Origin of the sequence: Vibrio splendidus, assembly GCF_002873455.1 — a bacterium.
GTDB lineage: Bacteria > Pseudomonadota > Gammaproteobacteria > Enterobacterales > Vibrionaceae > Vibrio > Vibrio splendidus_J.
The window spans coordinates 72,793-99,168 of record NZ_MCUN01000052.1 but is presented as its reverse complement, the minus strand read 5'-3'; the positions used below and the strand labels follow the sequence as shown (position 1 = coordinate 99,168).

General features: G+C 43.3%; 21 protein-coding genes and 1 other RNA gene. 11 read left to right on the top strand and 11 right to left on the bottom strand.

Annotated features, from left to right (window positions below; translation table 11 throughout):
• Positions 1-7: 7 nt before the first annotated feature.
• The 5 genes from dnaJ to grpE all read right to left on the bottom strand — a co-directional run bounded on the left by dnaJ (position 8) and on the right by grpE (position 7,288).
• Positions 8-1,156, bottom strand: a complete 1,149-nt coding sequence (gene dnaJ, locus BCU75_RS21640; RefSeq protein WP_017079898.1) for a molecular chaperone DnaJ — start codon at positions 1,154-1,156, stop codon at positions 8-10.
• Between the two features lie 286 nt (positions 1,157-1,442).
• Positions 1,443-3,356: a molecular chaperone DnaK gene (dnaK, locus tag BCU75_RS21635; protein WP_017110244.1), complete on the bottom strand. Its 1,914-nt coding sequence runs from the start codon at positions 3,354-3,356 to the stop codon at positions 1,443-1,445.
• Between the two features lie 389 nt (positions 3,357-3,745).
• Entirely contained in the window at positions 3,746-4,783 is a 1,038-nt protein-coding gene (locus BCU75_RS21630) for a polysaccharide lyase family 7 protein (protein ID WP_102475055.1), read from the bottom strand.
• 256 nt (positions 4,784-5,039) lie between these two features.
• The gene (locus BCU75_RS21625) at positions 5,040-6,314 is read right to left on the bottom strand and encodes a dicarboxylate/amino acid:cation symporter (protein WP_076677861.1); all 1,275 of its coding nucleotides are present in this window, start codon (positions 6,312-6,314) and stop codon (positions 5,040-5,042) included.
• 392 nt (positions 6,315-6,706) lie between these two features.
• Complete coding sequence (grpE, locus tag BCU75_RS21620; RefSeq protein ID WP_017059864.1) at positions 6,707-7,288, bottom strand: nucleotide exchange factor GrpE; 582 nt, start codon at positions 7,286-7,288, stop codon at positions 6,707-6,709.
• Positions 7,289-7,431: 143 nt separating this feature from the next.
• On the opposite strand from grpE, the gene nadK reads away from it, so the two are divergent.
• From nadK to bamE, 3 genes are all read left to right on the top strand, one after another.
• Complete coding sequence (gene nadK / locus BCU75_RS21615; protein ID WP_017074166.1) at positions 7,432-8,316, top strand: NAD(+) kinase; 885 nt, start codon at positions 7,432-7,434, stop codon at positions 8,314-8,316.
• 294 nt (positions 8,317-8,610) lie between these two features.
• Entirely contained in the window at positions 8,611-10,275 is a 1,665-nt protein-coding gene (recN, locus tag BCU75_RS21610) for a DNA repair protein RecN (protein ID WP_102475054.1), read from the top strand.
• A 167-nt stretch (positions 10,276-10,442) separates the two neighbouring features.
• Entirely contained in the window at positions 10,443-10,802 is a 360-nt protein-coding gene (bamE, locus tag BCU75_RS21605; protein ID WP_004735159.1) for an outer membrane protein assembly factor BamE, read from the top strand.
• Positions 10,803-11,000: 198 nt separating this feature from the next.
• On the opposite strand, the gene BCU75_RS21600 is transcribed toward bamE, so the two are convergent.
• Together BCU75_RS21600 and BCU75_RS21595 are read right to left on the bottom strand one after the other, a co-directional pair.
• On the bottom strand, positions 11,001-11,312 hold the full coding sequence (locus BCU75_RS21600; protein ID WP_004735158.1) for an RnfH family protein: 312 nt from the start codon (positions 11,310-11,312) through the stop codon (positions 11,001-11,003).
• A 3-nt stretch (positions 11,313-11,315) separates the two neighbouring features.
• Positions 11,316-11,744, bottom strand: coding sequence for an SRPBCC family protein (locus tag BCU75_RS21595; protein ID WP_102475053.1), 429 nt, complete (start codon positions 11,742-11,744; stop codon positions 11,316-11,318).
• 119 nt (positions 11,745-11,863) lie between these two features.
• Here BCU75_RS21595 and smpB point away from each other — a divergent pair, with 119 nt between their 5' ends.
• The 4 genes from smpB (at position 11,864) to BCU75_RS21575 (ending at position 14,823) form a co-directional block, all read left to right on the top strand.
• Positions 11,864-12,349: an SsrA-binding protein SmpB gene (gene smpB / locus BCU75_RS21590; protein ID WP_004735156.1), complete on the top strand. Its 486-nt coding sequence runs from the start codon at positions 11,864-11,866 to the stop codon at positions 12,347-12,349.
• A gap of 66 nt (positions 12,350-12,415) precedes the next feature.
• Positions 12,416-12,782, top strand: a transfer-messenger RNA (tmRNA) gene (gene ssrA / locus BCU75_RS21585).
• A 476-nt stretch (positions 12,783-13,258) separates the two neighbouring features.
• Positions 13,259-13,507, top strand: a complete 249-nt coding sequence (gene hipB, locus BCU75_RS21580; protein WP_102475052.1) for a type II toxin-antitoxin system antitoxin HipB — start codon at positions 13,259-13,261, stop codon at positions 13,505-13,507.
• Positions 13,507-14,823 (top strand): type II toxin-antitoxin system HipA family toxin, encoded by a 1,317-nt coding sequence (locus BCU75_RS21575; protein WP_102475051.1) that lies wholly within the window; start codon positions 13,507-13,509, stop codon positions 14,821-14,823. Before hipB ends, BCU75_RS21575 begins: the two co-directional genes overlap by 1 nt.
• 132 nt (positions 14,824-14,955) lie before the next feature.
• On the opposite strand, the gene BCU75_RS21570 is transcribed toward BCU75_RS21575, so the two are convergent.
• From BCU75_RS21570 to BCU75_RS21555, 4 genes are all read right to left on the bottom strand, one after another.
• On the bottom strand, positions 14,956-16,836 hold the full coding sequence (locus BCU75_RS21570) for an ATP-dependent zinc protease family protein (protein WP_102475050.1): 1,881 nt from the start codon (positions 16,834-16,836) through the stop codon (positions 14,956-14,958).
• A 305-nt stretch (positions 16,837-17,141) separates the two neighbouring features.
• A complete protein-coding gene (locus BCU75_RS21565; protein WP_102475049.1) occupies positions 17,142-17,951 on the bottom strand; it encodes a M15 family metallopeptidase in 810 nt (269 codons plus the stop codon).
• An 82-nt stretch (positions 17,952-18,033) separates the two neighbouring features.
• Positions 18,034-18,762, bottom strand: a complete 729-nt coding sequence (locus BCU75_RS21560) for a DUF429 domain-containing protein (RefSeq protein ID WP_102475048.1) — start codon at positions 18,760-18,762, stop codon at positions 18,034-18,036.
• A gap of 58 nt (positions 18,763-18,820) precedes the next feature.
• Positions 18,821-20,533 (bottom strand): class I SAM-dependent methyltransferase, encoded by a 1,713-nt coding sequence (locus tag BCU75_RS21555; protein WP_102475047.1) that lies wholly within the window; start codon positions 20,531-20,533, stop codon positions 18,821-18,823.
• Between the two features lie 270 nt (positions 20,534-20,803).
• On the opposite strand from BCU75_RS21555, the gene BCU75_RS21550 reads away from it, so the two are divergent.
• The 4 genes from BCU75_RS21550 (at position 20,804) to BCU75_RS21535 (ending at position 26,259) form a co-directional block, all read left to right on the top strand.
• Positions 20,804-21,742: a hypothetical protein gene (locus tag BCU75_RS21550; protein WP_102475046.1), complete on the top strand. Its 939-nt coding sequence runs from the start codon at positions 20,804-20,806 to the stop codon at positions 21,740-21,742.
• Between the two features lie 197 nt (positions 21,743-21,939).
• Positions 21,940-22,707, top strand: a complete 768-nt coding sequence (locus BCU75_RS21545; RefSeq protein ID WP_102475045.1) for a 1-acylglycerol-3-phosphate O-acyltransferase — start codon at positions 21,940-21,942, stop codon at positions 22,705-22,707.
• A 147-nt stretch (positions 22,708-22,854) separates the two neighbouring features.
• Complete coding sequence (locus tag BCU75_RS21540; protein WP_102475044.1) at positions 22,855-24,255, top strand: MBL fold metallo-hydrolase; 1,401 nt, start codon at positions 22,855-22,857, stop codon at positions 24,253-24,255.
• A gap of 456 nt (positions 24,256-24,711) precedes the next feature.
• Entirely contained in the window at positions 24,712-26,259 is a 1,548-nt protein-coding gene (locus tag BCU75_RS21535) for an alanine/glycine:cation symporter family protein (RefSeq protein WP_102475043.1), read from the top strand.
• Positions 26,260-26,376: the final 117 nt, after the last annotated feature.

Below are 26,376 nucleotides of genomic sequence, written 5' to 3'. Positions count from 1 at the left end.
CTATCAATTACTTAGTTAGGTCATCGAAGAAGTTTTTCACACCGCTGAAGAAACCTTCAGATTTTGGCTTGTGCTTGCTTGCCGCTTCACCACAACATGTTTCTTCAAATTCACGCAGTAGTTCTTTTTGACGAGAGCTTAGCTTAACCGGAGTTTCAACCACTAGCTTAACGATTAGGTCACCCACACCGCCGCCACGAACGCCTTTCACGCCTTTGCCACGCATACGGAACATACGGCCCGTTTGTGTTTCTTCTGGCACTTTAAGGTTTACACGACCATCCAGTGTTGGAACTTCAACTTCACCGCCTAAAGCAGCCATAGAGAAGCTTACTGGCACTTCACAGTAAAGGTTGTTGCCGTCACGCTCAAAGATGTTGTGCTCTTTTACGTGTACTTGTACGTACAAGTCGCCAGCTGGAGCGCCGTGCTCCCCTGCTTCGCCTTCGCCAGATAGACGAATGCGATCACCAGTATCAACACCTGCTGGGATCTTAACGTTAAGCGTTTTCGTCTTCTGTTTGCGACCTTGACCATGACATGAGTTACATGGGTCTTTGATGATCTTGCCTTTACCGTTACAAGTAGGACAAGTCTGTTGAACCGCAAAGAAACCTTGGCGCATTTGTACCTGGCCGTGGCCATGACAAGTACCACACGTTTGTGCAGAAGAACCCGCTTTCGCGCCGCTACCGTCACAAATGTCACATTCAACAAGTGTTGGTACTTCAATCTCTTTAGATACACCACGAACTGCTTCTTCTAGAGAAAGCTCCATGTTGTAACGTAAATCAGAGCCACGTTGTGCACGCGCTTGACCACCACCGCGACGACCGCCGCCAAAGATATCGCCAAACACATCACCGAAGATATCGCCGAAGTCACCTTGGCCACCGCCGCCGTAACCGCCACCACCACCCATGCCGCCTTGTTCAAAAGCTGCGTGGCCGTATTGGTCGTAAGCTGCTTTCTTTTGAGAATCGGTTAGGATCTCGTACGCTACTTTTACTTCTTTAAATTTGTCTGCTGCGCTGTCATCACCCTGATTACGATCCGGGTGGAATTTCATCGCTAAGCGTTTGTACGCTTTTTTAATATCGCGCTCTGATGCATCGCGGCTTACGCCTAATACTTCGTAAAAATCACGTTTTGACATGTTCTAGGTCACCAAATAATTGCTACTACCGAATGATCACTTCAGTAGTCTGTGTATCAATCTAGATAAAAGTTCTGCCGGCTGAAACACCGAATAAAGCTATTATCTAGATCGACAAGTCTAAATACAAATTTACGGGCGTGAGAGTTACCTCTGACGCCCGCAATAATAAGTCTTTGAGACAATGAATTTCTAAGCAAGTAGCTTGAGTTCTAGGAGGAAGCGCGGAGCCTACGCTAGTAGGTGAGCACTTCCGACAACGAAATCAGGCTACTCTGCGACGAAATTATTTTTTATCGTCTTTAACTTCTTCAAACTCCGCGTCTACCACGTCGTCGTCTTGCTTAGGTTGTTCACCAGCGTCAGCACCAGCTTGTTCAGCTTGAGCTTTCTGTTGAGCAATTTCCATTAGCTTTTGAGCAGCTTGCATAAGTTCTTGAACTTTAGCGTCGATAGCTTCTTTGTCGTCACCAGACTTAACTGATTCTAGAGCTTCGATAGCGGCTTCGATTTTAGCTTTCTCGTCTGCAGGTAGAGCTTCACCAGCTTCTTCTACTTGCTTCTTAGTGCCGTGAATCATTTGGTCAGCTTGGTTACGTGCAGTTACTAGCTCTTCGAACTTCTTGTCAGCTTCTTTGTTAGCTTCTGCTTCTTGAACCATTGCTTCGATCTCTTCCTCAGACAAACCGCCTGATGCTTGGATAGTGATCTTCTGCTCTTTACCTGTCGCTTTATCTTTAGCAGATACGTTCAGGATACCATCAGCATCTAGGTCGAATGTTACTTCAACTTGTGGCATGCCACGTGGTGCTGGTTGGATACCTTCTAGGTTGAACTGACCAAGAGACTTGTTGTAAGTCGCTTGCTTACGCTCGCCTTGAAGAACATGGATAGTTACTGCGCTTTGGTTGTCTTCAGCTGTAGAGAACACTTGATCCGCTTTAGTAGGGATAGTTGTGTTTTTCTCGATAAGCTTAGTCATTACGCCGCCCATCGTTTCGATACCGAAAGATAGAGGAGTAACGTCTAGAAGAAGAACGTCTTTAACTTCACCAGCTAATACACCACCTTGAACAGCAGCACCCATTGCAACAGCTTCGTCAGGGTTCACGTCTTTACGTGGCTCTTTACCGAAGAATTCAGTTACTTTAGCTTGAACCATAGGCATACGAGTCTGACCACCAACTAGGATAACGTCAGTGATTTCGCCTACAGATAGGTCAGCATCTGCTAGAGCAACTTTCAGTGGCTCAAGAGAACGTTGAACTAGGTCTTCAACTAGAGACTCAAGCTTCGCACGAGTCACTTTGATGTTCATGTGCTTAGGACCAGTTGCATCAGCAGTAACGTAAGGTAGGTTTACGTCAGTTTGAGTAGTAGAAGAAAGCTCGATTTTCGCTTTTTCTGCTGCTTCTTTAACACGCTGCATTGCTAGTGGATCAGCTTTAAGGTCGATACCTTGCTCTTTCTTGAACTCATCTACTAGGTAGTTGATCATGCGGTTATCGAAATCTTCACCACCAAGGTGAGTATCACCGTTAGTTGAAAGAACTTCGAAAGTTTTCTCGCCTTCTACTTCATCGATTTCGATGATAGAGATATCGAATGTACCACCACCAAGGTCGTATACAGCGATAGTGCGATCACCACCTTGCTTGTCTAGGCCGTAAGCCAGAGCAGCAGCAGTAGGTTCGTTGATGATACGTTTAACATCTAGACCAGCGATACGGCCAGCATCTTTCGTTGCTTGACGTTGTGCATCGTTAAAGTAAGCAGGAACAGTTACTACTGCGCCAGTTACTTCTTCGCCTAGGAAGTCTTCAGCTGTTTTCTTCATTTTCTTAAGAACTTCAGCAGATACTTGAGGAGCAGCCATTTTTTGGCCTTGCGCTTCAACCCATGCATCACCGTTATCAGCTTTAACAATGTTAAAAGGCATGATTTCGATATCGCGTTGAACTTCTTCATCTTCAAAACGACGACCGATTAGACGCTTAATCGCGTATAGCGTGTTTTGAGGGTTAGTAACTGCTTGACGTTTCGCAGGTTGACCAACTAGCGTTTCGCCTTCAGTGTATGCGATTACCGATGCTGTTGTGCGTTCGCCTTCAGCATTTTCTAATACGCGTGGTTTGTCACCGTCAAGAACAGCAACACAAGAGTTAGTAGTACCTAAATCAATACCAATGATTCGACCCATCAGGCTTTCTCCGAATAAATTCTATTTAGTTTTTTGCTATACCCACTATGTGGGGGGTAGTAATCAGGGATTCAACCCTAATACACAAAATTTAAATGCAAATGTATTTTGCTTTCGTATGCACCATAGATAAGGGCTGCAAACTAGTTTTCAAGGGAAATAGGTAAAAAAAATCTATTTTTCCCCCTATCTTTCAACTTAAAGATAAAAAGTGGCTCACCCCTTACTACTTAAGGCTCGAAAGTTGACATATTCACGCAGTAACCATCATAAAGAAAATGTCCCCCCGATCCTCTTTCGCATAAAAAAGACCTTCAGATGGAAGGTCTTTTTTCAAATCACAGCGAGTCGAACCGTTATTGATTCTGCACTATTTTTAATTCTCAATATTATTGATTAAGAATTAACTGGTAGAAACTTGCTTGTGTGTAATCACCCGCTTCCATACCACGCCACTCACAAGCAGAGCTAGACTTCTTGGTATTACACTGGTTATAAGCACCCGCTTTGAAGTACATCCAGTCTTGACCATAACCAAGATCCACGTCGTGTCCTTGGTATTTACCTTTCGCTAAATCAACATCATACGTCTTCACAATTGGTTCTGTTGAATTTGGATTCTTAGTAAAGGTTAAGTGCATGATGTTATCTTTGATATTCACATCGTATGAGAACACTTCACCTAGCTTGATACCATCAGTAGGATCCGAGCTGCCTTTTTTCAGATTGTATTGGCCAAATACATCATGGCGAATATCTTTACGAAGTTTCTTGCCGTTTTCGTCTTTGGCATCTTTCAGCTCTTTGGGTGGATTTAATTCATAGTTCCACGTTAACGAACCATGCTCATGCTCTGGTAACTTACGGTAAACAATTTTCAGAGGTTCATTATCCGAACCGTGGATTTGACCAATTACGACTGAAAATGCACCTGTTTTTTTATAGTTGCCGCTGGTGCTGACCTGATCAACAGAAAGTGTCGCCGTCATTTGCCCACCGATAGAACCAAACTCTTCTGCGTTCTTATGGCTTGAGATCGCGAAATTGTTGCTCGGAGAAGAGTAGCTATCCGCTAGCATCGCTCTTAGCTCACTACGCGTGTTTTTGCTGTTTGGCGTCGTTGGAGCTGTATTCGGAGCCACAAACACCATCGCACCAGATTCGGCATCCGTGTAAAACCATTTAGGGTGAACGTAAGGCGTGTCTACATTCGACAGTTCCTTTTTACCAATCTCCAGCGTTTTACCTTTTCTAGACCCTTCAGTCGTCAGCTCCGGTAAGTTAATTTTCCATTTAGATAGATCAAAGTTTTGTGCAGGTGCTTTTTCTGGGTCAAGGTCAAACTGTTGACCAACATCGTGATTAGAAGCAAGAGCCGGAGCCGCTAAAAGACTCGCCGTTAATAAGCTAAGGTAAGACAACTTCATTATTTGGTTTCCTTTACGTCGTCATAATGTAGGTTGCCAGAACAATAAAATAATATTGTATTATTATATGTGATCTATATTAAAAATTGAAAACAGATGGCCAATTCGGCACGAGTAAAAAGAAAAAATGAGACTTAACACCAACCAACGATTTTTTTGACTAAGTAACCAGATAACCCAAAGCACTTATCATCAGAAACAAAAAAGCCCCGCTCTCATTGAGCGGGGCTTCTAATTATCGAATCCTAATTAAGAATTATGCTTCTGCTTTCTTTAGCTCAGCTTCTTCGCTAGCTTCAACACCGATTTCGTTTTCAGATTTCGCTACGATAGTGTTAACCGCAGTATCACCAACAACGTTAGAAGAAGTACAGAACATGTCACAGATACGGTCAACAGCAGCAACAATCGCTAGACCTTCTGGTGGCAAACCTAGTTGGTGTAATAGAACACCGACCATAACAACACCGCCACCCGGAACACCACCAGCACCAATAGACAGTAGCAAGATAGTTAAACCTAGAGTAAAGATGTCAGCAGTGTTGATTGGCTGACCAAATGCGTTTGCGACGAACATAGTTGCTAGTGCGATGTAGATAGATACACCAGACATGTTCATTGTTGCACCTAATGGTACACCGAAACCTGCCACTGACTTAGATACATTCAGTTTGTCAGTAAGAGTACGCATTGTTACTGGAATTGTAGCGTTCGAACTTGCAGTCGATAGTGAGAAAAGGATTTGCTCACGAGTTGCACGTAGGAACTGCTTTGGAGAAATACCAGTGAATGAACCAACCATCATTGGGTAGAAGAAGAAGATCCAGAACACAAGCATTGCTACAACAAGCGCTACATAGCCAGCAACTGACATTAGCGTGTTTGCATCAAGTGTTGCACCTAGTTGAATCATCAGAGCAAATACACCGTATGGCGCAAGGCTCATTACTAGGCCGATAAGCTTCATCATGATTTCGTTAGCCATCTTGAATGTCTTGATAGCAGGGCCACCACGAGAATCAAGAGCTTGGATAGCAAGACCTGTCAAAATAGCCATGAAGATGATTTGCAGCATGTCGCCACTTGCAAATGCTTCTACAGGGTTACTAGGAACAATGTTAACAACAAGAGAGAAGATATCTGGTGTTTCAGTTGTTGTAAGAGCAATTGTCTCAGAAACTGTACCCGCTAGATTCGCACCAGCACCCGGTTGGAAAATAAGACCAATCGTTAGAGCAGCTGAAATCGCGATGATGGTGTTAATAATGTAAAGACCAAAGGTTTTACCACCAAGACGACCAAATGAACGAATATCTTTTAGCTCAACGATACCGCAAACAATAGATACGTATACAAGAGGTACTACGAGCAACTTGATAAGTGATACGAACATACCACCAGCACCTTCTGCAGCGCCGAGCAGGTACGTATCAAAAATAGCAATGCCGCTGAATAGGTACTGAATAGCAGTACCAATAATAAGGCCGGCAAACAAGCCTACAAAAATCTTACCTGAGAGCGATTTGTCCATCGTTCTTCTCCAGTTTGTTGTGTTTAAAATTTGTACTTTTATAGTTATATATGCGACCTAAATCGCTATATTGCAGTGGATTTTACATACAAAGATAACAATTAAAAGCATTTATTTACAAAAACATTACAAGTGTGACATCGAAACATTTCTTTAATAACAACCAGTTTCATAATATAAAACTCTAAATTGTTGATCTGAATAAATTAAAAGGAACGACATTCTTAATGCGATTTTGGTGACTATTTACGTGGAGTCTCAAGTTACAGGCATAAAAAAAGAGAAGCATATGCCTCTCTTTTCATTTTACGTTAACCAGTGAATTATATTGTCGCCATCACTTTCTCGCTTCGCGGCTTCAATAATCAACTGCTTAGCAAACGGCTACTCAATTACTTAGCAACCATTACCATTGCAGGGCGAATAACACGGCCGTTAAGCTCGTAGCCTTTCTGCATAACAAACATCACAGTGTTTGACTCATGATCTGGGCTTTCTTGAATAGACATTGCTTGGTGGAATTCAGGGTTGAATGCTTCACCTTCAGGGTTGATCTCTGTAAGACCAAATTTAGCCACTGTATCTACGAACGTTTTGTGAGTTAGCTCAACACCTTCAAGAATCGGCTTAACCGCTTCGTTCTCAGCATCTGCAGCTTGTACTGCACGCTCTAGGTTATCGATAACAGGTAGTAGGCCTTCAGCAAATTTGTTTAGCGCGTATTTACGTGCCTTATCCACTTCTTGCTCAGTACGACGACGCATATTCTCAACTTCAGCCTTTGCGCGAAGAACAGAATCTTGCTGCTCTTTCACTTTAGACTCACTAGAAAGCAGTGCGGCTTCTAATTGAGCAATTTTTGATTCCTGCTCATCAGCCGCATCTTCATTCAGTTCAGCTTCTTCAACTTTCTCAGCTTCAGCAATGATCTGATCTAGCTCTTCTTCGGTTACTTTGTTTTCTTCGTTGCTCATGATATCTCCAGAATTCGTTTTCAATGCCAGTGACAGGCGTGTTTGCGCCTCAAATTGATATAAAACACTCGCATAGACGTTCAACTTGCCTTTATTATGGGGATGAAGAATTTTGATTCAAGCCTAATTCGTTTGGAAACGTTATGAAAAAGCCATTTGAAGTCATCGCAATTATTGGTAAACCTCGAGATCAGCAAGCAATTCAGACTCATAGAGAGATCTATCAGTGGTTAAGTACTGAGGGTTATCAAGTGTTTGTTGATGATAGACTCGCCACTATTTTAGACGATATCCCACAAGAACATTTTTCTAGCCTGATTGAATTGGGTAAACGTGCTGATCTCGCGATTGTAGTGGGTGGTGACGGAAATATGCTCGGTGCCGCTAGAATCTTGTCACGTTTCGATATTTCAGTCATTGGTGTTAACCGAGGTAACCTTGGCTTTCTAACCGATCTCAACCCTGAAAACTTCCAGAGTGCGCTTACTGATGTGCTAAAGGGAGAGTTCATGGAAGAAGAGCGATTCTTACTTGAAACTGAAATTCACCGTCATGGTCAAATAAAAAGCCACAATGCGGCACTTAACGAAGCCGTACTTCACCCCGGCCAAGTCGCACGCATGATCGAGTTTGAAGTGTATATCGATGACAGCTTTGCCTTCTCACAACGTTCTGATGGCTTAATCGTCTCAACACCGACCGGTTCCACCGCTTATTCACTTTCCGGTGGCGGCCCTATCCTGTCATCAAGCTTAAATGCAATTTCATTAGTACCGATGTTCCCGCACACTCTTTCAAGCCGCCCACTAGTGGTGGATGGAAAGCGTCGTATCAAGCTGATCGTATCGCCTGATAACCGCGGCACTCAAGAAGTCAGCTGCGATGGCCAAATCTCGTTACCTGTTTCTCCTGGTGATGAGATCCACATCTACCAAAGCCCGAATGTGCTCAAGCTGATCCACCCTAAAGATTACAATTACTACCATGTTCTACGTAACAAACTAGGTTGGTCGAGTAAGCTGTTCTAAAAGGATAAACGCTCCAGTGGCAATCAAAAATTTGAAAGGCTGACGACATTCGTCAGCCTTTTTTATTGCCAGTAAAAAGCCCTTCGGCTCTCGCTTCTCTTCAATTCCTTATACCTCCACTCCCGCCAGGGAGGAACGACTGAGTTGGGAATCTATAGCGGTTTCAGTGATCTACGGACGCACTCAATTCTGAGAGCTATCGCAAAAAAATTTCGCCCACCGACTTTACTGTATAAAGAAACAGTATATACTGAACTTATATACAGTATTGTTCAGTTATACAGGTAAATAAAAATGCTGGCTCATCTAAGTGTTAATAATTTCGCTATTGTTAAGTCTTTACAGCTAGAACTCTCTAAAGGCATGACAACAATCACCGGTGAAACGGGTGCGGGTAAATCTATCGCTATCGATGCTTTAGGCTTATGTCTTGGGGGAAGATCCGATGCAGGAATGGTTCGACAAGGTGAAGAGAAAACCGAAGTCAGTGCCGCTTTTTTACTTGAGAACAATCTGCACGCTACCCGCTGGTTAGAAGACAACGAACTGCTTGATGGCGGTGAATGTATCTTACGCAGAACCATCTCAAAAGAAGGTCGTTCTCGTGCATTCATCAACGGCAGCCCAGTCCCTCTTTCACAATTAAAGTCTCTAGGCCAACTGCTGATTAACATTCATGGTCAACACGCGCACCATCAGTTGATGAAAAGCGACTACCAAATGGCGATGCTTGATCAATACGCAGGCCACTTGAACCTGTTGAAATCGACACGTAATGCTTACCAAGCCTGGCGACAAGCCGATAACCACTTGAAAGAGTTACGTGAAAATAGCCAGCAAAATCAAGCTCAAAAACAACTTCTTGAATACCAAATCAAAGAGTTAAATGAGCTGTCTATTGGGGAGGAAGAATATGAAGACCTCGAACAAGAGCATAAGCGCCTCTCCAATAGCGGAGAACTGGCCACAACCTGCCAACAAGCTATTGAGCTTATTTATGAAGGCGAAGAAGTTAATGCGCTTGGTATTCTGCAATCGGCCAATAACTCCCTAATTCAGTTAGCTGAGCTTGATGAAAGATTGGCTGAATTGCCGAGCTTACTGTCTGAAGCCATTATTCAGATTGAAGAGACCAACAACGAATTAAGAACATACCTAGACAGTATTGATGTTGATCCCGGTCGTATGGCTTACGTTGAAGAGCGTTTCTCTAAAGTGATGTCGATGTCTCGTAAACACCACGTATTACCTGAAGAACTTTATAAGCACCATCAAGACTTACTACAACAAGTTGAAGCGCTAGATTGCTCTGATGAAAAACTAGAGGACTTAGCAAACGAGGTAGAAAACCAATACCAATCGTTCGTTGCTAAATCAGAGAAGCTTCATAAATCTCGAACTCGTTATGCAAAAGAGCTCAACAAACTGATCACGCAAAGCATGCATGAATTGAGCATGGAAAAAGCGCAGTTTGCCATTGAAGTAAACAACACCAATACACACCCTTCTCCATTGGGTATGGATAACGTGACCTTCATTGTTTCGACAAACCCGGGCCAACCAATGCAGCCAATTGCTAAAGTGGCCTCTGGTGGTGAGTTATCACGAATCTCACTGGCGATTCAGGTGATCACGGCGCAAAAAGTGGATACACCAAGCCTGATTTTCGATGAAGTCGATGTGGGTATCAGTGGACCAACCGCTGCGGTTGTCGGAAAAATGCTACGTAAGCTGGGCGAATCTACGCAGGTGATGTGTGTGACTCACTTACCTCAAGTTGCCGGTTGCGGTCACCAACAGCTGTTTGTAGCGAAGAACACGAAATCAGGTAAAACTGAGACTCAAATGCACACGCTGGATGAGCAACAACGCGTCTCAGAGCTTGCTCGACTGCTTGGTGGCAGCCAAATTACCGAATCGACACTTGCCAATGCAAAAGAGTTATTAATCGCAGCTTAGGTTACATATTCAGCAACTTTCTGATAATTTACCGAAAAATCTTGGCAATTTTGCAACTTAATTCAAAATTGCCAGTCATAACAAGCTCAAAGCGCAAGGAGCTTTTTACTTCTTGCTGGAGCTTGTTTATTATCAGGCAGTATTTTAGCGAAGAAAGATCTCAAACTATGCGAATTAAAAAGTGGTTAGTTGCAGTTCCACTTGCACTAACAATGTTGACCGGTTGCTCTCTACTAGAGAAGTTGGTTTATCGAATTGACATCAATCAGGGTAACTATGTTGAACAAGAGGCTGTCGATCAGCTAAAGTTTGGCATGACAAAAACACAAGTTCGTTACGTTATGGGCTCACCAATGCTTATCGAAAACGGCTACCCAGATACGTGGTACTACATTTACCACCACCAAAAAGGCCATGAAGACCCGATTCAGAAAAACCTAGTCGTTAACTTTGATGCCACAGGCACTCTAGTAACGATCAACGGTGATTTTGAAGCCAGTGATGAGTTCTTCGAAAGCCTTCGCTAGCTTTCAACCAACAAAGCTTTCCAGTCAACAAAGCTCTTAGCCGATAAAGCTATCAGTCGACAAAGCAAGAATCGCAAAAGCCTGCTCACGAGCAGGCTTTTTAATATCTGCTAACAAATTATCTGCGTTGTCTAACCAACAGGCACAAAAAAGCTCGCCAATTTAGCGAGCTCTCTTCTTAGTCGAACTTGTTTAGCATTACGATTTAGCAGCTGCTGCTTTCGCTTGCTCAGCACGCTTACGGCGAATCTCTTTTGGATCGGCTAACAGTGCACGGTAGATTTCGATACGGTCTTTATCACGAACCGTCGCATCTAGCTTAACGTTGCGGCTGAATACACCAACCTTGTTTTTTGCTAAGTCGATCTCAGGATACAATTCCAAAACACCAGACTGTGCAATAATCTCTTCAACAGTCGCATTTTTATTCACCACCAAGGTAAACACACGCTGCTCATGTGGAAGCGCAAACACAACTTCTACGTGGATCATATCCGATTCAATAGTCATGACTTAATAAACCTGTTTCGCGCGCTGAGTAAAAGCACTGACCATATTGCTCGTCAGATCGTTGAAAATCTTCCCAAATGCCATTTCAATCATTCGACTAGAAAATTCAAACTCTAACTTAAGCTCGACCTTACACGCTTGCTCATCGAGCGGAGTAAAGTACCAACCGCCCTGCAGCTTTTTGAACGGGCCGTCCACCAGCTCCATCAAGATCTCCGCGCCATCCGCTAAGCGGTTCGATGTGGTAAATGTTTTGCTGATACCCGCTTTAGATACATCAACCGAAGCCACCATAGTTGAATCTGAAGATTCGATCACACGTGAACCAGAACACCCTGGCAAAAACTCGTGATAACGAGCAACATCATTGACCAAGCTGAACATCTGGTCGGCACTAAACGACACTAATGCTGAACGAGTAACCTTTGGCATATAGACTCCTGTTAAAGACAGCGTTACATTAACACAAACTGCAATTTTAATTGTATTGGGCCAGAGCGCAAATAAAAAGGATTCCCCAACTAGGGTGCAATCCGTATAATGAGGCCATTATGGCAAAGAATAAATCAAAATCAAAAGCCGGTAGCAATACCATTGCGCTTAATAAGAAAGCTCGCCACGAATATTTCATCGATGATGAGATAGAAGCGGGGCTTGAGCTACAAGGCTGGGAAGTAAAATCCCTACGTGAAGGCAAAACCAATATCGCAGAAAGCTACGTCTACATCAGAGACGGCGAAGCATTCATCAGTGGTATGACGATCACTCCGCTAACTCAAGCGAGTACTCATATCGTGGCGAACCCAACACGCATCCGTAAACTACTAATGTCGAGAAAAGAACTCGACAACCTTATCGGTCGTATTAACCGTGAAGGCATGACACTTGTCGCAACCGCGCTTTACTGGTCTCGCTCTTGGGCGAAGATTAAAGTTGGCGTAGCGAAAGGTAAAAAGCTGCACGATAAACGTACTGATATGAAAGAAAAAGATTGGGCGAGAGATAAAGCACGAATTATGAAGAGTAATTTGCGTTAATTTTAAGCACTTAAACGCACAGTGCTAGACAGGCAAAGCTTTTCTGGTACTATGCAAATAACACTTGGGGCTGATTTAGGATTCGACAGGAATTTTGAAGTCTGAGGTGCATGCCGTGGGGCGGTTGGCCACGTTAAAAGCCGCAAAAAAATAGTCGCAAACGACGAAAACTACGCACTAGCAGCTTAATAACCTGCTCAGAGCTCTCTTACCCTAGCTTCCGCTCGTAAGACGGGGACCAATAAGAGATCAAACCCAAACTAGCTAGCGCGGATTCTCCCACCTGAGAGGAAAAGCGCGAATAACAATTCAGGTTAGCCTTTAACTAGCGTGTCGGTTCGCAGGTTGCTGGTGAAATTAAAGATCGACTAAGCATGTAGTACCAATGATGAATGATTTTTGGACGCGGGTTCAACTCCCGCCAGCTCCACCAAACGTTTGGAAAGGGCCAACTCGAAAGAGTTGGCCCTTTTTTATTCTATAGTCATCAATTATGTTATCGGTACTAAACGCGCAACCTTTCACTCACAGGGTGACGCACGGTGTAAAGTGCTTTTGATTCCCATGACTTTAGTTTCGAACCATCTCATGCGCTTCAAAGTCAGTATTTCTAATTAACTTTTGTGTGGCATATTTGATCTACTTACGTGTAACCATCACCTCACCTTACCCGCACGGATAATCGCCAATCGTAGAAGAACTTAGCGACAAGTCTAATAAAGGCTGGTAGCCACCTTCTTGCAATACCTCTTTAAGCTAAAGGCTTTGATAATCCTACTTTATCCTCTACAAGGTATATAGCTTGCAATATCCCCCACAAGGTATAAAATTACATATATCCCTTTGTTGGGATAGCATGGCCAATATCCTCTCATGGGGATGAAACTTCATAGTAAGGAGTGACAACTTGTGATTTATAGCCCACAACAATTAGCTAATACTTTACTACTAATACGCCAAAAAAATAGGTGGACTCAGTCTGAGCTGGCAAAAAAAGTAGGGATAAAACAAGCAACCATTTCGAACTTTGAAAATAGACCAGAAAAGGCAACTATTTCAACAATGTTCAAGCTCATCCAAGCATTAGATCTCACCCTTAAAATCGAATCCAAAGATGCAAAAAATAGTCAACGCACTGTTGATGAGGAAGATTGGTAATGCAGCAACTTAATGCCTATATGAATGGTGAGTTAGTCGGTACTCTAACAAAACAAAACAATGGCTCTCATGAATTTAAATATAACGAGTCTTGGCTAAGTAACGACAAATCTCGCCCATTATCTTTATCTCTTAAGCTACAAGTACCTACGATAACTTCTGATGCCGTTATCAACTACTTCGACAATCTACTACCAGACAATATTGCTATACGTAATAGGATTGTTGCTCGCTATCAAACAGCTTCAAACCAGCCTTTTGACCTTCTAAAGGAAATTGGTAAAGACAGCGTAGGTGCCATTGCTCTGCTCCCACCAAGTCAACCCTATATCGAGAACAAACTATCATACGAACTTCTTGATGAATCTCGGCTTGAAAAAATCTTAGCTGCCCATCATTCCGATATTCCATTAGGTATGATTAAGGAAGAAGATGATTTCCGAATATCGGTTGCTGGCGCTCAAGAAAAAACAGCATTGCTAAGGTTGAATGGAGATTGGTGTTTACCTAAAGGAAATACACCTACAAGCCATATCATTAAGCTACCTATTGGTGAGATCAAACAACCCACCTCTATTTTAGATCTGACTGAAAGTGTCGAGAATGAGTTCATCTGTATTGAGTTAGCTAGAGAGCTAGGGTTTGATGTTCCGAAAGTCGAGATCATCACAACCCATAATTATAAAGCCATTGCTGTTGAGCGTTTTGATAGACGTTGGATTAAGGATCGCACACAACTATTGCGCCTTCCTCAGGAAGATATCTGTCAAGCTAAAGGGATCCCTTCATCTATAAAATACGAAAGTGATGGGGGACCAGGAATAGCCGATATTATGAAGCTACTTGAAGGCTCATCAAATGCACTGGAAGACAGACATAACTTCATGAAGTTTCAAGTTTTCCAATGGGCTATAGGCGCTATTGATGGACATGCAAAGAACTATTCAATATTTATTGAAAAGCAAGGTAGTTATCGCTTAACACCATTTTATGACATTTTGTCTGCTTACCCTATCACGGGGAAAAAAGGACTAAACATAAGAAAATTAAAGTTAGCAATGGGATTAAAAGCAAGTCGTGGTAAGAAGTACCAAATAAGCAAGATCTACTCTCGCCACTTTCTTGATACAGCCCATTCAGTTGGCTTTAATTCTGGTAGCATGCAAAGCATATTGGATAACATGCAAACTGAATTGCCTAAAGCAATTGAGCGCCTCGCTGCACGCTTACCTGAAGACTTCCCAAAACACATAACCGAAGCTATCTTTGATAATTCTATTTCTATGCTTAACAAGTTAAATTTGAGCAAGAACTAGATCATTTGCCCCCCAAGAGAGGGTAGAGCTTGATGTGCTTTGTAGAGCACTCAATAGAAAACCACACATCCGAATACTGAAATGTGTGGCTGTTTGGAACTGCTCTACTGCGAACTTAAGCTGGTTTGGGGTTTACTCCATATCGCCCAGTAAGTAATCTTCATCGCTGCTCACTACCGCGCCGTGCTTTAAGAAGTTCTTGCCAAGGATCATGCTGTATTCAAAGCGTGAGCGATCTTGAAGGTTTACTCTCACTTCTTTCTCTAGGTCTCCGAGCTTAACCTTCATTTCTACCACTGGGCGAATGTTCACCTTCTCGCCTTTCTTGGCTTTGATACGCATGACATCAATCACTGGCTTGGTGAACTCTTGCTTATCGCCTTGGTTATTTTGGTAGGTAAAACTCACCATGTCTTGGCCGTCTTTCTTAAATCGTTTGATGTTGACTGCGTTCATTGAGCTCACATCTGCGCCAGTATCCAACTTGGCCGGGAACGTCATGCCGTTTACTTCAACAACTTCTATATGCCCTACTTTAAACAAAGGCTCCGATTTCAAAAGATAATCAGATCGAGTATTCACATATACCCCATCTTTCGCCATCTTCTTACCTAAAATGAAATAGGCCTCTTTCTCATTACTGTTAAGCACATCGATAGCAAACTCTTGTTGGCGAACTTTACCAGCGCCCAAAAACTCACCACTTACCACCGGACGAGTATCATCACCGACCTTAAGCTTCTTAATAATTGGCTTTGTTATCTTCTGCTTCTCACCATTTACATCTGTAAGATAAAATTCAACAGAAGCATCTTTGCCTTTACCTGTCATTTCAAAACTGTCGACCTTCAACAAAGGCGTGTTGACAGTAAATGAAGCAACAGCCTTCATAGGGAAACCATCTAATGTGATATCTTCTTCCGGTGAGATAATCAGTGGCTCAGTCTTTTTCGCGACCTCGCTGAAATTCTCAGATCCTTCAGAAAGAATATTCTCAGCGTTGGTATCAATCATGAAAAGTTCGCTAGCGGTGCTTGTACCAAATCTCAACTGTGACTCGCTACTGGAGCGGTCACGTAGGTACACCAGAACGTCTTTGGTTGTGTTTTCATCGAGTTGGACTGGTACATATACCAGAGGTCTCTTTTTACCACTCACGCTTAACATACGAACTAATGGCAGTGTCATCTCTTTCTGTTTGCCATCGTTATCGACCATATCAAACGTGACTTCGTTGTTTTTCTTGTCTACATCGATATTTTTTGAATGCAAAATACTGTAGCGATTATTTAATGAGAAGGTCGCATTCATCGCCATTCCCGAGATAGAAACGATCTCTTTTCGGCCTACTACTGTCGCATTTTCCTGTTCTTGCAAGTAGTCATAGCCTGCAAACACTAAAGCGTTATCAGCAAGAAAAGTTTTACCAATCAACACTGGTGCTGAAAAATTGCTTCTGTCTGTTAGGTTGACGTCTGATTTTAATTCTTGATCCGCAATAGTCAGTGACATCTTGACCGTAGGACGAAGCAAAGGTGTACTGCTGGTGCGGCTACGTATCATGCTGACACGCTCTAAAGGTGCTTCGATTAATACCATGTCTCCAGTGCGCGGGTTTTGAACCTTAAAAGACACCACAGCTTCATATTTCGCAAAGGTACTGCCATTCCAATCATCGTAATCAACATCGGAATTATTCAACAGGTCTTCGGTTAACGCCGCCATCAACTCTTTGTCTTTGAGGTTTTTGTAGTCGGCATTTGAGCTCTTCACGTGAATGTCTTCCGCATGCATAGAGGTGGTTTCTGCACCGGTATCAATTTTACCGATGAAAGGAATATCTTCTAGCCCTTGAACATTAGAGAGATACACATTCTCAGTACGGCCTAATACCGCCTTGCCATCGAGTTCGTAAGTTGGGTTTTGAGTCGTGCGCGAAGTGTCTGTAGCCAAAGAATATTGTGAAAAAAGTAGAGTGCTTAAAAGAGTTAGAGCCAAAGGTATCTTTTTCATTAGTTGGTCCGTTGTGATCAGTTCACTAATAATACTGGCGATTCGGTAAAGAGTTCCCCCACCAGCAATGGTTCTCACATAACGTTAACGCTATGAGTTTTTCAATGACAAACCGATGACTTTGCGCTGCATTCGCTTATCGATTATTGACTAATGGATACCCAATAACCTTTTCAATACGTGGTGTTCTATTGAAAAAATGAATACAAAAAAGGCCAACGACAAGCGCTGACCTTAGCTATTCAAAACACACCTGAAGCGAGTTTAACTTGCTAAAACACAAACGGTTCTAGATAAACATAGCACTAAAAAGTCCCGACTGTTTTCTTTGCACAGATAGCTCGAGCTTTTTCTGCGTTCTCACCTTTATTTTTGAGGTAGCACTGTCGATAAGATTCGACGTAGCGCTCAAATAACACTTTGGCTTCAGGTTGTGGTTTAGAAAGCAGTTTGTTAACGAATTTTCTTGAGCCGACCTCAAAATGCTGAGTATCGATTGGGCTATTCCAATCTCCTCCCCAGATCATAAATCCGTGATGAGCAAACAGCTCAACCACATCTTCTGCCATGCCTCGGCGTTCAATTTCATCACGAGCACGAAAACGAGTACGGTTCACATAGCGAGTCGCAGATTGTGAAGGCTTTACCGTGATTCTTCCGTTGCTATCAAACTCTAAGAAAGGGTTTTGAACTGGGTTGATGTCGATTGCCACACCATAGGCATGTTTCGACCAACCTCCTCCGCCTGTAATAGGACGAGCGTTAAACGCGCTACTGTTGTTCGCGTCCATTGAGGCGTTATCGTCACCTCTGAATTCACGCATTAAACGAGCGGAATGAAGAGGGAAATTGCGCTGTTTAAGCTCTGAAAAGATTTGTTCAACAGCAGGCGCAATAACATCAAGCACGATCATATTGCCCTGTTGTGTCTCCCCTTTGAAATTAATGAAATCGAAATCCACTTTGGATAGTCGCTCACAACCAACGGGCGCACCATTACTCAAGACATTGTTCTTTTTCATCATGTCGCATTGCCATTGAGATATAGGAGCAACTTGAGCATAACTCGCAGCACTGAGCACAGTGGCCAGACAGCCGACAATAAAACGTTTCATATAAAAGACTCAAAAATAGTAAGAGTGGAAAGTAGCAGAAGTTGGAAAGTAACATATTAAGCCAAGTTGAGCGCACGCTTTGTTAGCGCGTTTTGTTCCAATAAACAATCTCTCTAACTCGTCCGTTCTGATCCTTGTCAGCTTCTCCACCAACATCAGAAAGTTCAGGTAAGGTCGATAATTGCGGAGCGTAATAGGCGATCAACATCAGTACAAAAGCATCGTAAATATCATCTATCGCGACGTCTTTACGCTTGGTATTTGAAATGGCCAACGACAAGCGGTCACACCATTGAGGGGCGAGTTGCTGAATAATAGAAAGCCGTTCCTCTTTGCCTTCTAGTGTTCGTTTGGAAAACGTCAGCGGTTCGCCTTTCAAAGCTGCAAACACCACCTCAGGATGTGATTCCCTGATAGAAAGATTGGGATGAGTTTCAATGAGCTCATCAAGCTCGCGGATTTTGGGCACAATTCCCCAAGTCTGTTTAGAAAACTTCTTATCAAGCTGCTGCACATTGGCATTACACCCCGCAATGTAATCTATTTGGTAAACCGCCTCTCGGCACGGAACGGGAAAAACGGAAGAGCCACGCTTACTGGTGAGAAAACGTCTTGCCGCTTTGTCGCATAATCTATCTGGAGTAAGCGAATCGCTAAAGCCAATAGGCATGTCGATTAACGTTGTTGCTCCCGTAAGATCGTCAAGCAACTCATCGAGGGTGTTTACCACTTTAAACGCAGGTATCTCATTGTCAGAGACAATCCAAGCGATCCAACCCGACTTGCAGCCATCAATTCCGATGTATTTCATTATGTTCTCGATGATTAGTTTGTTGAGGGTTATTTGGGATAACTAGCCCACTTAATGATCAGTGCCACTCACTAATCAGCAGTCTGCTTTTTACACCACGTACCTGCAAGCCCATTGCATCGAACACCTCTTCAAAGTCTCGACACTGCGCAGGGATGTTAGGTAACGAAAGCGCGGCTTCTGAAAAGAATTGTTGTTCAAAATGAGCCGAATCGTTCCAAGCGAGTTGCCACCACTCTAGAATCCTCGACTTAGACGAGCGCAGCTTTTCAGCCGTAGGAACTTTATCACTTTTACTTAAGTTCTCTTTGCTTGTAGTAGGAAAGAGGTTCCACTTATCGTTGTTTGGCCAGTAAGCGAAAGGCAAACAGTGATCAACGTGATACTCATTTTTTAATGATTTTCCACTCCACACGCTGACAATGTCGGCACGATCAGATCTAAGTTGCTCGACACGTTTACGCACATCGCGAGTATCATGGTTTTGATCGATCCATACCAAGCAGTCGTGATAAGTCTGTAGTGAAATGCTTCGCTGTCGGTTCAACTCGAAACGCTGCATCTCCATGACCCATTGATTCACCACCAGCGGTTCAATCCAAGAGTGGTAGATTCTAAAGCACTCCCAAAGGCTTTCATCAAGTGTGAAGTAACCAAAACTTTCTAAGAACTCACTATCAATGACCAGCGATTCTTGGCTCCTCCGTCGTTTCTGAGGAGGGTATATATCGAATAGTCTGTTGTCTTTCGAACCTTGATAAATAAACGTCACAGGCCCTGATTTAATGGTGCTGATCGTCTGTAAAAATAGCTTTTGTAAAGCCTTGGCTTCCTCGCCCAAAAACATAGTTCCAATAGCTAGATCATCAGCACTTAGATGTTTGAGTTTGTTCCAGCCATCTTCTTTTACAAACCCAAGTCCCTTCGTTGTGTTGCTATTTTGCTGAATCCCAGTGCCTTCTATATCGATATCAATCAAGCGCTTAAACTGTCTAACCCAATAAAGAGCGACCAAGCCCATTGGAAGTGAAATTTTCCCATCAGTTCGATCAATCACAGCGCCTGAATGAGCATCAGCTATTCTCAGTAAGGTTCTTAACAAGGCCAACTTGTATGTCGCTGACTTATTGTCATTCACAATAATGTGTCGCACCTTGTTCAAGTCACCGGAACCATCATCTGGTAATGTCATCACAACGGTTTGCCACCACACTTCACTGCGGTTCAATGTATCTTGGCTATCATCAACATGACGAACCAACAAGGCGCTGTTTTTTGATAAACGCTCGAGCTCTTCAACTGAGACTTCATAGCCTTGTCGACTGTCTTGAAACTCCCCATGACGCAAACTAATCACCAACTTGCCATTTGGAGCCAGCAAGTTAGACAACTTTCTAAATGCACGCTCTCGATGAGACGAGGCAAGATGCATCCAAACCGCGCTCACCAATATCAAGTCAAAACGCATTCCGAGGTTTTCAGTGCGGCTAAGCGAGGGAAGTGAATCATCAATCCAGGTAACACTTGGGCTTGTATATTTCGAGCCTTGTTCGCGTAATGAAGCACTTGGTTCTATCGCAATAACATCAGCTCCGGCTTTGTGCATCCATAGCGCATCACGACCACTTCCTGCACCAACATCTAGCACTTTATCGCCCTCTAAAGGCCAATAAGCTTGCCAACTTTGATGCACCGTCTCGAACGTCACTGAGTTGTACTGCTCACAAAGTGTGTGGGCATTTTTATCGTAAAAAGGAATCGATGAGGACATATGCGCTATTGGAGTAAGGAGTCTATGTCAATAGTAATGGGGAGCTTGGGCGATTGCTAGTAGCTCATATAAGTTCAGCCACACCAATCAATATTTATCGTTAGTGACTGTTTTATATCAACATCCACCTAATGAGCTCATCAGGCGAGTCACATCACGAATCAGTTTCGTCAGCAAAACAAAAACAAACAAGGTGCAAGCTGACGCGCGAACAGGGATAATTGTTTTGATAATTAAACCAACCTCAAGCACCCAGCCGATAAAAGACTAATGACCACATACTCACACATAGATATCCCATTTAACCTGCGCCACACCTGTTGGTTTTGTGGTGAACCTTCCAATGATGTTGTTGAATTCCCTAAGACTGCACAGGCTATTGCCAAGATAGACTATTCACCGATTGCACTGCCAGCTTGCAAGGAGTGCGCGAGTGTTAGGTATGCAAAGGATCTAACCTCAATTTGGGCTGTGCGCGATCAGATAAAACACGCACTCATCGATAAGTACGCAAAGCACTTAGGGATTGGTGAAAATTGGACGGAACAAGAGCTTATTGATTCTGATTTTTCAGGTTCGACACTTGGCGGGTTTGGGCGCAGTGCTTGGAAGATGTATCAAATCGCCAAGCAGCGAGTCGACTATAAAGGTTGGCCTTTGTCGGTTGATGACATTGTAATAGAGGTCTACGACGAAACCAGTGGCTTTGAGTTTGACGGTACTCGTTATGCCTCAATCAATTCCTGTATCGACTATTTCACCAAGGCTGCGGGCGTAGACAAAGACCTGCTATCGCAACTTGTCGACATCGTTTCAACAGACCGTTTTAGCTACGCGCTTCGAATCGCCAAGCTGAACAAGAATGTCTCTAATACCAAACGCTCAGAGATCATCGAAGAGGTGTTACAGCAAGAGTCTGAACAAGAAGAAATACAGCTTAAGCAAGCCAATTCACTGTTCAACCCAAATGTCGAAGAGGTGAGTATTTCAGGCTCAATAGCGCCTGTTTTTGCCATTCAATGGGCAATGATGAATAACGTTAAAGATTTAGCCCACCTTTGTGTTCTCGAAGATGAGTATTTTGACTATTTCGAGCACCTCGGCGGCCCTGCAGCTTTCATGTCTTATAACGGCCTACAACTCTATTTAGAGTCGCGTCAAGATCCGGAATGGGTAGAAAAGTCGGATCCAAATAAACAGTATTGGTGATCATCAGCCATTACTGGTGAACACGTGTAAGCTCGATAACTGTGTCAAACACCCATTGTTAGTCCTTGTTTTATATAAAGATCTAAAAACAGAACCCTATAACAGTTAATTGTTGCAATTCGGTTAAATAGAGTGAAAACTTCAAGCATCTAAAACTATTTAATCACTGCAATCTTGCGGTGAGTAAGGAGTGAATTGTGCTTGCTGTTCTTCGTATTATTTTGGCTACGGTGTTTATTATTTTCACCACTCTATGTGCTTTTGTTTACTGCTTGTTTAGCCCCAAGAACCCTAAGCATGTGTACGTTTTCTGCCGTTGGTTCAATCAACTCCAAAAGATCGTCGGTGTAAAACTGGTGCAGCGCGGCCTAGACAATGCGCCAACGTCAGAAAAAAGCGTCTACATTTCTAACCACCAAAGCATATTAGACTTTGTGACTGACCCTGGGATGCTAAGGCCTCGCACGGTTTCTTTAGGCAAGCGCGATTTGTTGTATGTGCCTTTCTTTGGGCTGCTGTATTGGATCACCGGTAACATCATGATTAACCGCGAAGATAAGTCCAAAGCACGCGATACCATCAAGCAAGTGGCGGAAGCTATTCATCAGCGAGATCTGTCTGTTTGGGTTTACCCTGAAGGAACGCGTAGTAAAGGGCGTGGGCTACTGCCATTCAAGACGGGCGCTTTTCGGATGGCTATTGAAGCCGGTGTGCCTATCACCCCGATGTGTACCAGCACCACACACAATAAGATTGATCTCAACCGAGTTAATAATGGCATTGTGATCACCGAGATGCTTGATCCTATAGAGGTATCCGGATACAAGCTCAGCGACGCAAGAGAGTTAGCTAATCGCTGTCATGCCTTGATGGCAGAAAAAATAGCAGAGCTTGATGCCGAAGTGGCTCGTTTAGAGGCGCAACAAGACCCAGAACTGGATTCAGACGGTTCTTCTACGAACTAACTCGCAACGAATACACTGAGTCATCGCTCAATTACTTAAAAAGACACTCAACGATCGCAACTCTCATTATTCTTGTTTTACTTGCTGGCGCTTATCCGCAAAATAAAAACAGGCGTTGAAGGCTTTATAGAGGAATGGGAGTAAACGATGGAAGTGATTCATCATGGCGGCAAACATACCGTCACAGGATCTTGTCACGAACTAAGAGATTCAGGCCAAGCGGTGCTTATCGACTGTGGCCTTTTTCAAGGTTTAGATCTTCAAGGCAAAAAGCTTCAAGGTTTAGATCTTCAAGGCAAAAAGCTTCAAGGTTCGGACGCACGCCCTCTTGATATTGAATTTGAAACTTCCCACCTCAATGCTCTTCTGCTGACCCACACTCACATTGACCATATCGGACGGTTACCTTGGTTGCTTGCCAGTGGCTTTAACCAACCGATTTATTGCACTCAGGCGACGGCTGAACTCGCCCCTTTAATGATTGAAGACGGCCTAAAACTGCAAGGGCTCAGTCATAAACAATCCAAACTCATCCTTAAAAAAATTCATTCGTTGATTGCTCCTAAACCTTATGGGGAGTGGTTTCCAATTGTCTCTAAACAGCAAAATAACAAAAAGGATCATCATAGGCCAAACACTCTGTATGCTCGTTTTCAACCTGCAGGGCACATCTTAGGCTCTGCCTATATCGAGATTAAGTTACCAAGCCAAGAGATCGTAGTCTTTTCAGGTGACTTGGGCCCAAGTAACACACCACTGCTGCCGGATCCGAAACCACCACAACAAGCCGACTATCTGTTTATCGAATCCACTTATGGCACCAGTACACATGACGATATTGCTACACGCTCTGAACGCCTCAAAGCAATTATTGACCGTTCGTTACTCGATGGTGGTGTCATCCTGATCCCGGCATTTAGTATCGGTAGAACACAGGAGCTGTTGTTTGATATCGAACACCTGATCTTTGAGCATCAACTCAGCAGCGATATTCCTATCATCCTCGATTCGCCTATGGCAGAAAAGGTAACGCGATCCTACCGACGCTTTAAAGAGTTATGGGGGCAAGAAGCCAAGCAACGCCTAGAGCTGAAACGTCATCCACTCGCTTTTGAGCAATGCATTACGGTTGATGGGCATAGAATGCATAAGAAAATCGTCAATCGCCTGCGTTCGACAGGTGAACCCGCAATTGTGGTCGCAGCTTCTGGAATGTGTCAAGGCGGCAGGATCATGAACTACTTATCCGCCTTGCTTCCCGATAAACGAACCGATGTGATTTTAGCGGGCTATCAAGCGCACGGAACGCTCGGGCGAGAGCTGCAACAAGGCGAAATGCAGGTTTCTATTGATAACAAAGACGTTGAGGTTAATGCTCAAGTTCATGGCATGTCTGGCTATTCTGCCCATGCTGATAAAGAAGATCTCTGCCGATTTATAGAAGGCATCGCAACTCCACCGAAAGAGGTGCATTTGATTCACGGTGAGCCAAATACTCAGTCTGAGTTCGCTCAAGAACTAGAGGAGCGAGGGTTCGTGGTTGTTTGAAACAACACCCAGATTAGCAATTTCTACTAGGTAGGCATTAAAGCCAAAATTATCGATCCTACAAGAAACACAGTTTCTTAGACCTGCTCGTTCACTCTACACTGGTGATATATTCTAGCTTGCCTTACTCCAAAATTCATATATCAGCCGTTCATGCCAAGCGGCTTTCAGTGCTGTTTTCTCAATTTAGTCTCTTCTGCATGGCTAAAACTTCCATTTTTGTATTAATCACTATTTATTCACTCTACAAAACACCCAATAAATTAAATTAGTTGCATATTAATTTAAATGGGACAATTATCGAACTAGCACTAAGCGTTAACAAACACCCTCTGTAACTTGCTTTATGTCACAGTAATCCTAATGGGCAGTTAAATAATTTAACACTCGGGTTACAAGTGAAGTATTGTGTTGTTCGAAAAACAATCATAAGTAAAACTAACAGGGAAAATACTCATGCAGTCATTCGTTGATTTTTTGAATGGAATAATCTGGAGTCCAGTACTTATCTACCTATGTTTAGGTGCAGGTTTGTTCTACTCCATCATGACTCGATTTGTTCAAATCCGTCACTTCTTTGAAATGTGGCGCTTGCTACTATCGGGTAAAAGCTCATCAAAAGGCATCTCGTCTTTTCAAGCTCTGGCCGTTTCGCTATCTGGTCGTGTCGGTACAGGTAACATTGCTGGTGTTGCTGCCGCTATCGGTTTCGGTGGCCCGGGTGCCGTATTTTGGATGTGGGTTGTTGCCTTTTTTGGCGCCGCGACTGCTTACGCAGAATCTACGCTAGCGCAAATCTACAAAGAAGAAGACGAAGGCCAGTTCCGTGGTGGTCCGGCTTACTACATTGAAAAAGCAATGGGTCAGAAGTGGTACGCATGGATCTTCGCTATCGCGACTATTTTTGCATGTGGTATTTTGCTTCCAGGAGTTCAGTCAAACAGTATTGGTAATGCTGTAGAAGCTGCATTTGGCTCAGGAGATATGATTGAAACAGCTATCGGTACATTCAGTTTCGCTAAAATTTTCACTGGTACTGTTGTTGCTATCATCCTTGCTTTCATCATCTTTGGTGGTGTTAAACGTATTGCGAACTTCACACAAATCGTTGTTCCATTCATGGCATTGGCTTACATCATCATCGCGTTCGTTATCATTCTGCTGAACATCGGACAAGTGCCAGCTGTTTTCGGAATGATTCTTGGTGATGCATTCACACCTATGGCGGGCTTTGGTGCTGCAATTGGTTGGGGTGTTAAGCGTGGTGTTTACTCAAACGAAGCGGGTCAAGGTACTGGTCCTCACGCGGCAGCTGCTGCGAGTGTTGATCACCCTGCTCAGCAAGGTTTGGTACAAGCATTCTCTATCTACATCGATACACTTCTAGTATGTTCTGCTACGGCGTTCATGATTATCATCACTGGTGCTTATAATGTTCACGGCGGTGCTGAAGGTGTCTTCCTTGTTCAGAACCTAGCTGCAAATATCGGTGCTAATGGACCTGTATTTACACAACTTGCTATTGAAAGTGCGCTACCAGGCATTGGTAAGCCGTTCATCGCATTTGCGTTGTTCTTCTTCGCATTTACAACGATTCTTGCTTACTACTACATCGCAGAAACGAATATTGCTTACCTACGTCGTACCATCAAGATCCCTGGCATGATGTTCGTACTTAAGCTTGTTCTTATCACTGCGGTTTTCTATGGCACAGTCAAAACAGCTAACCTTGCATGGGCAATGGGTGATGTTGGTGTTGGCTTGATGGCATGGTTAAACATCGTAGGTATTCTGATCATTTTCTTCATGTCTAAACCTGCGCTTAAAGCTCTAGCAGACTACGAAGAACAGCAGAAACAAGGTGTGACTGAGTACACGTTCAACCCTGTAAAACTAGGCATCAAAGGTGCTACTTACTGGGAGGAAAAGTACAAGCGTAAAACAGGTAAGTCTCCTGAAGCAGAAGCTGCAGACGCTAAACCTGTAGAGCAACCTTCATCTTAAGATTGCCTTAGCAAATAGATTGCTTTAACAAATAGATCGCTTTAACTGGCTCTATTAATAACGCATAAAAAAGGGGTTAGCCATTTCGGCTAACCCCTTTTTCTATTCATAACAAAC